At 71.2% G+C, this 12,618-nt stretch carries 11 protein-coding genes; 8 read left to right on the forward strand and 3 right to left on the reverse strand.

All coding sequences use genetic code 11. The annotated features are described in order from the left end of the window. Positions 1-87 precede the first annotated feature (87 nt). The 4 genes from STRTUCAR8_RS37315 (at position 88) to STRTUCAR8_RS37330 (ending at position 6,355) form a co-directional block, all read left to right on the forward strand. On the forward strand, positions 88-1,485 hold the full coding sequence (locus STRTUCAR8_RS37315) for an FAD-dependent oxidoreductase (protein WP_267889074.1): 1,398 nt from the start codon (positions 88-90) through the stop codon (positions 1,483-1,485). A gap of 225 nt (positions 1,486-1,710) precedes the next feature. Then, positions 1,711-2,580, forward strand: coding sequence for a branched-chain amino acid ABC transporter permease (locus tag STRTUCAR8_RS37320; protein ID WP_006381432.1), 870 nt, complete (start codon positions 1,711-1,713; stop codon positions 2,578-2,580). 12 nt (positions 2,581-2,592) lie between these two features. Beyond that, the gene (locus STRTUCAR8_RS37325; RefSeq protein ID WP_006381548.1) at positions 2,593-5,118 is read left to right on the forward strand and encodes a branched-chain amino acid ABC transporter ATP-binding protein/permease; all 2,526 of its coding nucleotides are present in this window, start codon (positions 2,593-2,595) and stop codon (positions 5,116-5,118) included. Between the two features lie 37 nt (positions 5,119-5,155). Continuing rightward, complete coding sequence (locus tag STRTUCAR8_RS37330; RefSeq protein WP_044473542.1) at positions 5,156-6,355, forward strand: ABC transporter substrate-binding protein; 1,200 nt, start codon at positions 5,156-5,158, stop codon at positions 6,353-6,355. A 46-nt stretch (positions 6,356-6,401) separates the two neighbouring features. Here STRTUCAR8_RS37330 and STRTUCAR8_RS37335 read toward each other — a convergent pair whose 3' ends face one another. From STRTUCAR8_RS37335 to STRTUCAR8_RS37345, 3 genes are all read right to left on the reverse strand, one after another. Next, positions 6,402-6,602 carry a YbdD/YjiX family protein gene (locus STRTUCAR8_RS37335; RefSeq protein ID WP_006381480.1) on the reverse strand — a complete coding sequence of 67 codons (201 nt, stop codon included), beginning with the start codon at positions 6,600-6,602 and terminating at the stop codon, positions 6,402-6,404. Next, positions 6,599-8,797, reverse strand: a complete 2,199-nt coding sequence (locus STRTUCAR8_RS37340) for a carbon starvation CstA family protein (RefSeq protein ID WP_006381557.1) — start codon at positions 8,795-8,797, stop codon at positions 6,599-6,601. The genes STRTUCAR8_RS37335 and STRTUCAR8_RS37340 overlap by 4 nt, the downstream gene beginning before the upstream one ends. 105 nt (positions 8,798-8,902) lie before the next feature. Then, positions 8,903-9,148, reverse strand: coding sequence for a DUF3311 domain-containing protein (locus STRTUCAR8_RS37345; protein ID WP_006381515.1), 246 nt, complete (start codon positions 9,146-9,148; stop codon positions 8,903-8,905). A gap of 170 nt (positions 9,149-9,318) precedes the next feature. On the opposite strand from STRTUCAR8_RS37345, the gene STRTUCAR8_RS37350 reads away from it, so the two are divergent. The 4 genes from STRTUCAR8_RS37350 (at position 9,319) to STRTUCAR8_RS37365 (ending at position 12,615) form a co-directional block, all read left to right on the forward strand. Further along, complete coding sequence (locus STRTUCAR8_RS37350; RefSeq protein ID WP_006381439.1) at positions 9,319-10,881, forward strand: sodium:solute symporter family protein; 1,563 nt, start codon at positions 9,319-9,321, stop codon at positions 10,879-10,881. Beyond that, a complete protein-coding gene (locus tag STRTUCAR8_RS37355; RefSeq protein WP_006381499.1) occupies positions 10,878-11,516 on the forward strand; it encodes a sigma-70 family RNA polymerase sigma factor in 639 nt (212 codons plus the stop codon). Before STRTUCAR8_RS37350 ends, STRTUCAR8_RS37355 begins: the two co-directional genes overlap by 4 nt. Then, positions 11,513-11,839, forward strand: a complete 327-nt coding sequence (locus STRTUCAR8_RS37360; RefSeq protein ID WP_006381418.1) for a hypothetical protein — start codon at positions 11,513-11,515, stop codon at positions 11,837-11,839. Before STRTUCAR8_RS37355 ends, STRTUCAR8_RS37360 begins: the two co-directional genes overlap by 4 nt. Before the next feature lie 212 nt (positions 11,840-12,051). Beyond that, positions 12,052-12,615 carry a TetR/AcrR family transcriptional regulator gene (locus tag STRTUCAR8_RS37365; protein WP_234372696.1) on the forward strand — a complete coding sequence of 188 codons (564 nt, stop codon included), beginning with the start codon at positions 12,052-12,054 and terminating at the stop codon, positions 12,613-12,615. The last annotated feature ends 3 nt before the right edge of the window (positions 12,616-12,618 follow it).

Genomic DNA, 12,618 nt, shown 5'->3' on the forward strand with positions numbered 1-12,618 from the left:
CGGAACTCGTACAGTCCCACCACACTCCCGGCCGACCTCTCGACTCCAGAAGTGAGTTCAATTAACGTCTTGTCCCCGATCGGTGACATGGAACATGGAGATGACATGAAGGCGGTGGGGCCCGCTATGGACGCGGAAACAGTGGATCTTCTGGTGCTGGGCGGCGGGATGGCCGGCCTCTCGGCGGCCGCCCGGGTGGCCGCCGAGGGCGGCTCGGTGGTCCTGGTGGAGAAGGCGGAACGCACCGGCGGATCCGCCCGCTTCGCGGGCTTCGTGTGGACGGCCCCCACCGTCGAGGAGTTGCACCGGGTCAATCCCGACGGCGACCCGGAGCTGGCCGAGGCCCTGATCGACGGGTTCGCCGACGGCATCGCGTGGATACGGTCGCTGGGTGTGGAGTGTCGGCCGCCGGTACCCGTGCTCGGGTTCGGGCGCGGCCATCAGGTCGACACCAACCACTACCTCGACACCTGTGAGCGGTTGATCCGCGACGGGGGCCACGAGGTACTGACCGCCACCCGGACACACGCGCTCCTGACGGAGAACGGCGCGGTCAGGGGCGCGGAGTGCCTTCTGCCGGACGGATCCGTACGCCGGATCGAGGCCACCTGGACCCTGCTCGCCACCGGCGGCTTCCAGGGCGACCCGGCCCTGCGCGCCGAGCACCTCCACCCCCGGGCCGCGGACATCGGGCTGCGGGCCAACCCGCACAGCGTGGGCGACGGTCTCGCGCTCGGCCGGGCGGCCGGCGCGGCGTTCGGCAAGAAGGACGCGGGGTTCTACGGACATCTGATGCCGGCCGGCGTCCCCCTGGCCGACCCCGCGCGCTTCGTCGACCTGGCGCTCTACTACAGCGAGCACGCCCTGCTGTTCGACACCACGGGCGAACGCTTCGTCGACGAGACGGTCGGCGACCATCTGACCACCATGGCGCTGCTGGACCGGCCGGGAGCCCGTGGCCTGCTGGTCGCCGACGCGCGGGTGCACCGCGAATGGATCAGCGCCTCGTACGTGGAGGGCATCCCCGGCGTCGACAAGTTCCAGCTCTGCCATCGCGCCGGGGCCCGCAGCGCGGTGGCCGAGAGCCTGGACGACTTCGCGTCGATGCCCGAGGAGTGGGGCTACCCGGGCGCCGTGATCCGTGACCGGATCAAGGAGTTCAACGCCACCACCAGCGGCGACAGCGCACCGGCCCCGGGGCGGCTGCTCGACGGCCGGCCGCTCGACGAACCGCCGTTCTACGTCGTCGAAGCCGCCCCGGCGATCACCTTCGCCTTCGGGGGCCTGCTGATCGACACCGGAGCGCATGCGCTGTCGGCCGACGCGGGCGGGCATCACCCGATCCCAGGCCTGCTGGCGGCCGGGGCGGACGCGGGCGGACTGTACCGGCACGCGTACGCCGGCGGCCTCGCCCCCGCCCTGGTGTTCGGCCTCGCGGCGGCGCACACCGCGCTCAACGAGGCGCCCGCGCCCGCCCGGCCCTGAATACCGGTATGCCACACGCACAAAATGTCGTGCACGAGTCTTGCCCGTCCGGCGCAGGAGTGCCTAGCGTACTGAATTGAGTTCACTTTGACTTATGGATCCGCTCCATGGTCCGCAGGGTGAGCACGCTTCCTCGCATGTGGCGCGAAACGCGCGCCACCCGAGTCGCAAGGTCCCCGATTCCCCGAGTTCCGCAAGTTCCCAAGTTCCTCCAAGGGAGTGGCTGTGAGTCAGTTCCTGCTCGTCCTGGTCAGCGGTGTGGCCAGTGGAGCCGTGTACGGCCTCATGGGTCTGGGGCTGGTCATCATCTACCGGGCCACGGACGTCGTGAACTTCGCGATGGCGTCCCTCGCGACCCTGGGCCTGTACGTGGCCGTCTCGCTCCACGACCGGGGCGTGGCGACGGTCGTCGGCATCCTCGCCGCCGTCGCGATCACCGTGGCGGCCGGTCTCCTGGTACGGGAGACGGTGATCAGGCCGCTGGGGCAGGGCCAGCTGTTCTCCGCGCTCGTCGTGACGATGGGTGTGTCCCTCGTCGTGGAGAGCCTCGCCGGTTCGATCTGGGGCGACCAGCCCAAGTCCTTCCCCAGCCTGGTCGACGGGACGGTGCGCTGGTCCGGTGCCGCGGTACCCGTCCAGAGCCTGGTGACCATCGCCGTCGCCGCCGTCGCCATGGCGCTGGTGGGATATCTGTTCGCCCGCACCACACTCGGCTCAGCCATGCGGGCGGTCGCCGAGTCGGCGGAGACGGCCCGGGTCGTCGGCCTCGGCGCACAGCGCATCGCCCGGCTCTCCTGGGCGCTCGGCCTGGGTCTCGCCGCGCTCGCCGCCTGTCTCTACGCGCCCCGCTCCGGGCTGGTGCCCACCGCCCTCGTCGCCCCGCTGTTCCGGGCCTTCGCCGGGATCTTCCTGGGCGGCCTGACCAGCATGTACGGCGCTGTCATCGGCGGGCTGACCATCGGCGTCCTGGACAACCTGGCGGCGAACTACGTCTCCGCCAGTTTCCGGGACACGTTCGTGTTCACGTTCACCGTGCTGGTCCTGCTGATCCGCCCGCAGGGCATGTTCGGCACCCGCACGTTCCAACGGGTCTGAGGGGTCGCATCCATGGTCTTCAACCGTTCCCTCCTGGCGAAAGCCGCCCTGGGACCGGCCGCCGGGGCGGTGCTCATGGCGTTCATGGCGTCCGGCGCCATCCCGGCCTACCAGATGTACTCGGTGGGGCTTGCGGCCGTGTACACCGTCGTCGTGCTGTCGGTCGGTCTGCTGGCCGGCTGGTCCGGCATCTGGTCGGTGGGCCACCCCGCGTTCTTCGCCATCGGCGCCTACTTCGCCGCGTACGGCAGCGGCCACGACTGGCCCCTGGAGGCGGTGGTCCTCGGTGCCGTCGCCACCGGTGCCGTCCTGGGCGCCTTCATCGGGTACGCGGGTGCCAGGTTCTCGGTGCTCTACATCGCCCTGCTGACCCTCGCCTTCACCACGGTGACCCTGGAACTCATCAACCGCTGGAGCAGTGTGACCGGCGGCGACCAGGGAGTTCCGGTACTGCGACTGCGCAGCGCGCTCGGCCTGGGCACCGTCCTGGGCGGGGGCACCGACGCTCAGTACCTCGCGGTGGGGGCCGCCGCCGTGGTACTCGGGCTGGCCGTGCCGACCGCCGCCTCGGGCCTGCGGATGCGGCTGGTCGCCGCCAAGTCGCACCCCCTGGCCGCCCGTACGATCGGCATCGCGCCCGAGGCGCAGTCGGCGCTGTCGTTCGCGGTGAGCGGTGCGTGCACGAGCTTCGCGGGCGTGCTTCTCGGTCTGCTCACCGGGTTCGTCAGCCCGGACCCGTTCTCGCTGACCTTCGGCATCTCGCTGATCGCGGCGTGTGTGCTCGGCGGGGTGGGCACGGTCGTCGGCGCGGTGGCCGGCGGCATCTATCTGACCTGGAATCCCTCCCTCTCGTCGGCGGTCGGTCTGCCCCAGCCGGTGGTGCAGGGCGCCGTACTGATCGCGGTGCTTCTCTTCCTGCCCGGTGGAGTCGTGCCGTTCCTCGCCAGGCCCGCGCGCGGTCTCCTGCGGCGCGTTCCGTGGCGGCCGGCGGTCGGGCGCCCGTCGGCCCCCGAGCCGTCGGCGGACCTCGTACCGCTCCGGCCCACGGCCGACGGCACCGTCCTTCTCCGGCTGGAGCACCTGTCCGTCGCGTACGGCGGGCTCAAAGCTCTGGAGGACGCCTCCCTTTCGCTGCGGCAGGACGAGATCCTGGCCGTGATCGGCCCCAACGGGGCAGGGAAGACAACCCTGTTGAACGCCCTGTCGGGGCTGACCGGCAACGGCCGGGTGAGTGGGACCGCCGAGTTCGCCGGGCGGCCGTTGCTGACGGCGCGGGCGACCGCGCGGCGCCGGCTGGGCATCGGCCGTACGTTCCAGCACGCGGAGGTCTTCTCCGAACTCACCGTCGCCGAGAACGTGTTGTGCACCCGCCGCCGGGTCACGGCCCGGGACCGGGCCGACGTCATGCGGCTGCTGGACTCCGTGGGTCTCGCGGAGGTGGCGGAACGCCGCCCCACAGAGCTGCCGTTCGGCCTCCAGAAGCGGCTGGACCTCGCCCGCGCGATGGCCGAGGAACCTCGGCTGCTGGTGCTGGACGAGCCGTTCGGCGGCCTCGACGCGGGTGAACGGGCGCTGCTGGCCGGGCACATCAGGCGGCTGCACGCCTCGGGCACCGCCGTGGTGATCATCGACCACGTCCTCGACGACCTCTTCTCCGTCGCTCACCGGGTGATCGCGTTCGACTTCGGACGCACGATCGGCGGAGGCACCCCGGACACCGTCCTCCAGGATCCGAAGGTGCGCTCGTCGTATCTGGGTACGGTCGGCAGCCGGGTTGAACTACCCGATCAGGTAGGCGAGTCGAGCATGCTCCGTCTGCGGGGCGTCGGTCACTCCTACGGCGGGGTGGCCGCGCTGCGGAGCGTCGACCTCGACGTGCGCAAGGGCGTCGTGCTCGGGATCGCGGGCGCCAACGGCGCGGGCAAGAGCACCCTGGCCGGCATCCTGCACGGCTCCCTGAAGCCCGCCCACGGCGAGCGGGAGACGGGCGACGCCGTCCGTACCAGCCTGGCGCCCGAGGGGCGGGCCCTGTTCAAGACGCTGTCCCTGCGAGAGAACCTCGAAGTGGCGGCGTACGCGGCGGGGATCACCGGCGCACCCCTGCGCGAGCGGATGGAGGAGACGGTCGAGTGGCTGCCGCCGCGGCTGCGCGACCGGATGCACGTCTCCGCCGCCGGACTGTCCGGCGGCGAGCAGCAGATGCTCGCCATCGCCCGGGCGCTCATCGTCCGGCCGGACGTCCTGATCGTCGACGAACCGGCGCTCGGGCTCGCCCCGGCGCTGGTCGACGAGGTCTACGACCGGCTGGTGCGGCTGGCCCACGACGGCCTGACCGTCGTACTGCTCGAACAGCTCCTCAGCCGTGCCATGTCCGTCTGCCACGAGGTGGCCGTGCTGCACGAGGGCGTCGTCGCGGCCCACGGGCGGCCGGGCGACCCCGGGTTCGCGGCCTCGGCGGAAGCGGCGTACTTCAGCGGCGGCCTGGAAACGGCCGCCCCGACCGCGGCGGACGACGCCCGGACCTCCCCAGTTGTGTGAAATCCCGTTGTGAACGAGGTGGAACGTGTTCCGGACAATGAGAAGATTCCGTCGCGCCGCAGGAACCACAGCCGTCCTGGCCGTGGTGGCGCTGACGGCCAACGCATGCGCCGACCAGGACTCCGTGGGAGCCGGCGGAGGCAACTCGTCGGAGATCCACATCGGGGCGTGGCTCCCCCTCACCGGTGCCACCGCCTCGTACGGGGTGCCCGAGAAGGCGGGCGCCGACGCGTACTTCAAGATGATCAACACGCAGGGCGGTGTCAACGGACGCAAGATCCGGTGGACCGTCAAGGACAACGCGGCCGACCCGCAGCAGACCGTACAGATCGCGCGCGAACTCGTCGGCCAGGACAAGGTCGTGGCCATCGTCAACGCGAACGGCACCTCCCAGGCCGAGGCCGCCTTCCCGTTCGTGCTCACCCAGTCCAAGGTCCCGGTCCTCAACGAGGTCGGCGGCAGCGAGTCCTGGTACAAGCCGCCGCGCCCGGGCCTGTTCGGAACGCAGACCCTCTACGAGGACCAGGCCGCCGCGGTCGCCGCGTGGGCGGTGCAGGACGGGGCGAAGAAGATCCTCGTCGTGCACAGTGATCCCGCCGCGTTCGTGAACGTGGCCGAGCAGGTCGAGCCCGTCGCGAAGAAGGTGAACCCGTCGGTCGAGGTCGACCGGCTGGCGGTCAAGTACCAGACCACCGACTACACACCGGTGATCAGCAAGGTCAAGGCCGCGAAGACCCAGGCGGTGATCCTGATCCTCACCTCCCCCGAAGCGGCGGCCTTCATGAAGGAGGCCAAGCTCCAGGGGCTCTCCCTGCCCACCTACGCCTACGCGCCGGTGGCTGCCGAGTCGACGATCTCCCTGGCCAAGGACGCCGCCGAAGGTGTCAAGGCGGTCCAGCTGGTCAAGGCGCCCTCGGACCCGGACCCCGCGGTGAAGGAGTTCCGCACGGCCATGGCCAAGTACGAGCCCGGTCAGGACGCCGGATTCCTCGCGCTGTGGGGCTGGAGCAACGCGAAGGTGTTCGCCGAGATCGCCGGGACCATCAAGGGGTCCGTCACGTCCCAGGCCATCAGCGCGGCGTACGAGAAGGCCTCCGCCGTGGACCCGGGGGTGTCGCCGGTGATGAAGTTCAGTGCGAGCGACCACCTCGGCACGCGCAGTGTGCAGCGGGTCGAGGTGAAGAACGGCGTCTGGACGTCCGTCGGCGACTTCTACACACCGCCGACCCGCGACTGAGCCCTGCCTGCCCCCGGCTTCGACGAGCCGGGGGCAGGTGGCGGGTTCAGCAGCAGCGGCTCTGGGGGTGGGTCTCCCGGTGCAGGGTGCGCAGTACCTCGTACTCGCGCCGGGTCGGCACGGGGGCCTGGGGGTGGCGGCCGAGGTGACGCTCGCAGTAGCGGTCGTACTCGGCCTCTCCGGTCAGCTCGCGCAGATACCAGCGCAGGTGCCGGAACGCGTCCCGGGCCCGGCGCCGGGCCATCATGAGCGGGCCCCCACCAGCGGCTCGGCGGCGGTGTCCTTCCGCAGGTCGATGCCGGATGCGACGTACGGCGTCTCGGTCGTCGGGAGCGGGGCGGGCGAGCGTACCGCTCGTACGCACACCACGGCCGCGTTGGCGATGACCACCGCGACCAGCAGCAGGAACAGGGCGATCAGGACGCCGTCGACCGTGGAGTTGGTGACCACGGTGTGCATGTCGTCGAGGGTCTTGGCGGGCGCCAGGACCTGACCGGCGTCGATGCCGTCGGCGTACTTGGCGCGCTGGGCGAAGAAGCCGACCCGGGGGTCGTCGGAGAAGATCTTCTGCCAGCCCGCGGTGAAGGTGATCGCGACCACCCAGGCCAGCGGGACGCCGGTGACCCAGGCCCAGCGCAGCCGGCCGGACTTGATCAGTACCGTCGTGCAGACGGTGAGGGCGACGGCGGCCAGCAGCTGGTTGGCGATGCCGAACAGCGGGAAGAGCTGGTTGATTCCGCCGAGCGGGTCGGTGGCGCCGGTGTAGAGGAAGTAGCCCCAGGCGGCCACGACGAGTCCGCTGCACAGCCAGATGCCGGGCTTCCAGTTGACCCGGCCGATGGGCTTCCAGACGTTGCCGAGCATGTCCTGGAGCATGAAGCGTCCGACCCGGGTACCGGCGTCGACCGTCGTCAGGATGAACAGCGCCTCGAACATGATCGCGAAGTGGTACCAGAAGGCCTTCAGGGCCGCCCCGCCGAAGATCCCGGAGAAGATCTCCGACATGCCGACCGCGAGGGTCGGCGCCCCGCCGGAGCGGGCGATCAGCGTCTGCTCCTCGACGGCCTTCGCCGCCTGCGTCAGCTGGTCGGGGGTGATGGTGAAGCCGAGGCCCGCCACCGCGTGGGACGCGGACTCGGCGGTGGTGCCGAGCAGGCCGGCCGGGGCGTTCATCGCGTAGTAGAGGCCGGGTTCGAGAGTGGCCGCGGCGATCAGCGCCATGATCGCGACGAACGACTCCATCAGCATGGCGCCGTAGCCGATCAGCCGGACCTGGGACTCCTTCTGGATCAGCTTCGGAGTGGTTCCGGAGGCGACCAGTGCGTGGAAGCCCGACAGCGCGCCGCAGGCGATGGTGATGAAGAGGAACGGGAAGAGCGATCCGGCGAAGACCGGTCCCGTGCCCGAGGAGGCGAAGTCGCTCACCGCGTCCGCCCGCATGACCGGCGCGGCGGCGACGACGCCGACCGCGAGCAGCGCGATGGTGCCGATCTTCATGAAGGTGGAGAGGTAGTCGCGCGGCGCGAGGAGCATCCACACGGGCAGGACGGAGGCGACGAAGCCGTATCCCACCAGGCAGAAGACCAGCGTGGTCGGGCTGAGGGTGAAGGTGTCGGCGAGCGAGGAGTTCTGGACCCAGCTGCCGCCGACGATCGCGAGCAGCAGCAGGGCGACCCCGATGAGACTGGTCTCGACGACCCGGCCGGGCCGGATGACGTGCATCCAGAAGCCCATGAACAGGGCGATGGGGATGGTCATCGCGACCGAGAAGGTGCCCCACGGGGAGTGGGCGAGGGCGTTGACCACGACGAGGGCCAGCACACCCAGCAGGATGATCATGATGGCGAAGACCGCGATCAGGGCTGCCGCGCCGCCCGCCCTGCCGATCTCGTCCCGGGCCATCTGCCCGAGCGACTTCCCGTCCCGCCGCATGGACAGGAACAGCACCACCATGTCCTGCACCGCCCCGGCGAAGATCACTCCGGCGACGATCCACAGGGTGCCGGGCAGGTATCCCATCTGGGCCGCGAGTACCGGCCCCACCAGCGGCCCGGCACCGGCGATCGCGGCGAAGTGGTGGCCGAGGAGCACCCGGCGGTCGGTCGGCTGGAAGTCGACGCCGTCGTCGAGGCGTTCGGCGGGGGTGGCCCGGCTGTCGTCCGGTTTCAGGACGCGGCGGACGACGAAGCGGGAGTAGAAGCGGTAGGCGATGGCGTACGAGCCGAGGGCGGCCATCACCAACCAGACCGCGGAGATCTCCTCCCCCCGGGCCAGCGCGAGGACGCCCCAGCCGACGGCGCCGACCAGGGCGACGGCGGCCCAGAGCAGGATCGAGCGCGGTGTCATCCGGGAGGATCCGGAGGGGCCGGAGTGATCCGAGGGGGTGGACGGCGGGCCTTCCGGCGCCGGGAGAGCGGATTCGGGCATGGCTGATGCGGGCATGGCGGCTCCTCACCTTGACGGTGGTGGGTGATGCCGAGCGCGCATCGGGTGCGTGCGGCTCGGCGGTGATGACGTCAGGAGTGACGTCGGTGGTGGCCGACCGGGTCAGGGGTCGCGGTCTTCTTCCCTGGTCAGCGCGTAGGCGGCGAGCAGGCAGAGCCCGCTGCCCGGTACCCAGACGAGCTGGTACCAGTAGAAGAACGGTGTCCCGGCGAGATCCGGGTTCGCACCGGCGTACCAGGGGACCCACAGCAGCCCTGCCGCGGGCGCGAGGAGCAGCACGGCGACGGCGAGGTGCCGTAGCCGTCGCGGTGGCCGTGGGTGTGGGTGTGGATGTCCGGTCCGTGCCATGACCTGCGCTCCTCTCCCGCTCGCTGAGGGTCTGTGCAAGAGTTGCCCACCCGCCGGAAACGGTTGACACCGAAATTCCAGAAGATTTCCCGTCGGTTCCCTGTCCTCCGAACCGGCCGGCCGCGCAACTCTCCGGCGAGGGGTTTCAGGCACACCAAGGACGGTGACCCATGGCGGACAGCGCCATGACCACGACGTTCCTCGCCGTGATCGGCGGGGCGTCGCTGCTCGCCGTGACCGCGCGCCGTCTGCGCCCCAGCGACCGGCTGCCCTCGCTGGAGGGCTGGGCACTGGCCGACCGAAGCCTCGGCCCGGTGTGGACCTGGCTGCTGCTGGGCGGCACGATCTTCACCGCGTACACCTTCACCGCCGTGCCCGGACTGGCGTACGGCAACGGGGCGCCCGCGTTCTTCGCGGTGCCGTACACGGTCATCGTCTGCCCGCTCGCCTTCGTTCTTCTGACCCGGCTGTGGGCGGTGGCCCGGCGGCACGGCTACATCACCGCCGCCGACTTCGTGCGCGGGCGGTACGGTTCGCCGCCGCTGGCGCTGGTGGTCGCACTGACCGGGATCCTCGCGACGATGCCCTATCTGGCGCTTCAACTCCTGGGCATACGTGCCGTGCTGACCGCCGGGGGCCTCTATCCTCGGGGCGCTGCCGGGGACCTGGTGATGGTGGCGCTGTTCGCGGGGCTCGCGGTGGCGACGTACCGGCACGGGCTGCGCGCGCCGGCCGTCATCTCGGCGCTCAAGGCGGTGGCCGTGTTCGTCTCGCTGGGCGTCGTCTGCTGGCTGGTCCTCGACCGGTTCGGCGGGCCGGGGCCGGTCTTCGACGGGGCGGCGCGCCGCCTCGGCGGAACGGACGCCGCCCACTCACCGCTGCTCCTCTCCCCCGCCCAGCAGCCGGCGTACGCCACGCTCGCCCTGGGCTCGGCACTGGCGCTGCTGATGTACCCGCACGTACTCACCGCCGGTTTCGCGGCCGACGGCACCCGGACCGTCCGCAAGGTCGCCGTGGCGCTGCCCGCGTGGACGGGGCTGCTGGCGCTCTTCGGTTTCCTCGGCATCGCGGCCCTGGCGGCGGGGGTACGGGCACCGGAGGGCGGGGCCGAGGCGGCCGTGCCGATGCTGGTCGACCGGTTGATGCCGGGGCCGCTGGCAGGCCTGGTGTTCGGCGCGATCACCGTGGGCGCGCTGGTCCCGGCCGCCGTGATGTCGATCGCCGCCGCCACCAGCTTCGTACGCAACGTGTACGTCGAGTACGTGCATCCGACGGCCACGCCCAAGCGGCAGGTACGCATCGCCAAGGCCGTGTCGCTGACCGCGAAGGTGGGCGCGGTCGCGTTCGTGTTCGGGCTGCGCGACCAGGACGCCGTCAACCTCCAACTGCTCGGCGGGGTCTGGATCCTGCAGGTCTTCCCGGCCGTCGCCGTCGGACTGTTCACGGCCCGGCTGCATCCGCGTGCGCTGCTCGCCGGGTGGGCCACCGGCATGGTGGCCGGGACGGTCATGGTGGTGCGCGAGGGCTTCTCGTCCATCGTGCCCTTCGGTCCCGCCGACCAGCCCCTGCAGATCTACGCGGGGCTCGCCGCCCTGGTGCTCAACCTGGCCGTCGCCGTGCTCGGCACCGCGGTCCTGACACGTCTCGGCGTCCCGCGCGGCGCCGACACGACCGACCTGCCGTCCCGCCTGACCGTCAGGCGACGCCCCGAGACGGGAGTGAACAACCCGTGAGACGCAGACAGCACACGCATCTGCCGGTGATGCCACCGGCGGTCGCGGCCCTGGCCGAACCGGCCGTCACCGCGCCGCCCCTTCCGCGACCCACCGTCCCGGGCGAGGTGCTCGCCCCTGTGGCGGGCGATCCGGCGGAGGCCGAACGGGAGGCCGCGCTCGCCGGCCTGTTCGAGCTGCACTACGCCTCGATGCTGCGACTGGCCGTCCTGCTCGGCGCCGACGACCCGGAGAACGTGGTGGCCGAGGCCTACTACCAGCTCTACCGGAAGTGGCGGCGGCTGCGGGAGACCGGGGCGGCGGAGGCGTATCTGCGCTCCACCGTGTGCAATCTGACCCGGATGCGTATACGCCACCTCCAGGTCGCCCGCAGACATGTGGAGAACCCGCCCCTGCCGGACGACGCCGTCGCTTCCGCCGAGAGCACCGCTCTGCTCCACGACGACCAGCGCGTACTGGTCGTCGCCCTGCAGCAGTTGCCCGCCCGGCAGCGCGAGGCGCTCGTCCTGCGCCACTGGCTGGGCCTCAAGGAGAGCGAGATCGCCGCGGCGATGGGCATCTCCGGCGGATCGGTCAAGACGCACACCGCACGCGGCATCGCCGCTCTGACCCAGGCGATGGAGACACGGCGATGAACGACACCAGCCCGGACCGGGCCGACAAGGAATACGCGGAACAGGACCGCACGGAACAGGAGTTGCGCGCCGCCCTGGAGACACTGGCCGGTGCGGTGAGCGCCGCCCCCTCCCCCGACGCCTACCGCACGGCACGCGGCGACTGGTTGCGACGGGAGAGACGCCGCCGGCTCGTCCTCACCGTGCTGGTCACCGTCGTCTTCACCCTCGCCACACTGATCGGCCTGTGGGTCCTCAACCACGCCCCGTCTGACCCCGGCGTCATCTTCTCGGGCACCCACGGCGCGGCCGTTCCCGGCGCCGCTGCGGGCGTCTCGCCCTGAGCTCGACCCTGCCCGGAGGGTCGCGATATGACACGGGGCGCCACCGTCAGACCAATATGAAACGAAAGCATTTCGTTTCGTAGGAACGATACGATGTGGGAGTGACTCCTCCCACGCCTCCTGAAACCTCCCAGGACTCCCACGACCGGCCCGCGCCCTCCCCGACCGCGGCCCGTCGAGGGCGGCCCCGCGATGCCTCGCGGGACCGTGCGTTGCTGGATGCGACTCTGGCCGTGCTGAGCGAGAGCGGTTACGGCACGCTCACCACCGCCGCCGTCGCGGCCCGCGCCAAGGTGTCGACCGCCACCCTCTACCGGCGCTGGCCGTCGAAGGAGGTCCTGGTCGTCGACGCCGCCGCTGCCTACGCCAGGCAACTCACCGAGCAACCGGACACCGGCACGCTCGAAGGCGACCTGCGCGCCCTGCTCCGGGACAAGGCGGCATCGCTGACCGGCGGAGAGGGTGGCGTACTGCGGACCCTGGTCGGCGAGGCCGCGTACAACGCCCCGCTCGCCGAGGCCCTCGTCGACGCGTTCGTACTGCCCGTCCGCCGGCGCATGGAGGAGATCACCCGGCGTGCCGTGGAACGAGGCGAGATCCCGGCGTCGGAGGTCGGCGCCGACCTGCTCGGCGACCTGGTCATCGGCCCCATGATGAGCAGGTTCTTCCTCACTCCCCTGCTGCCGGACCAGATCGACGCGGCAACCGCCCTGGAGACCGCCGAGCGCTTCCTGCCCTTCCTGCTGCGCGCCCTCGGACACAACAGCCAGGGTTGAGCG

The organism is Streptomyces turgidiscabies Car8 (assembly GCF_000331005.1).
Taxonomy (GTDB): Bacteria; Actinomycetota; Actinomycetes; order Streptomycetales; family Streptomycetaceae; genus Streptomyces; species Streptomyces turgidiscabies.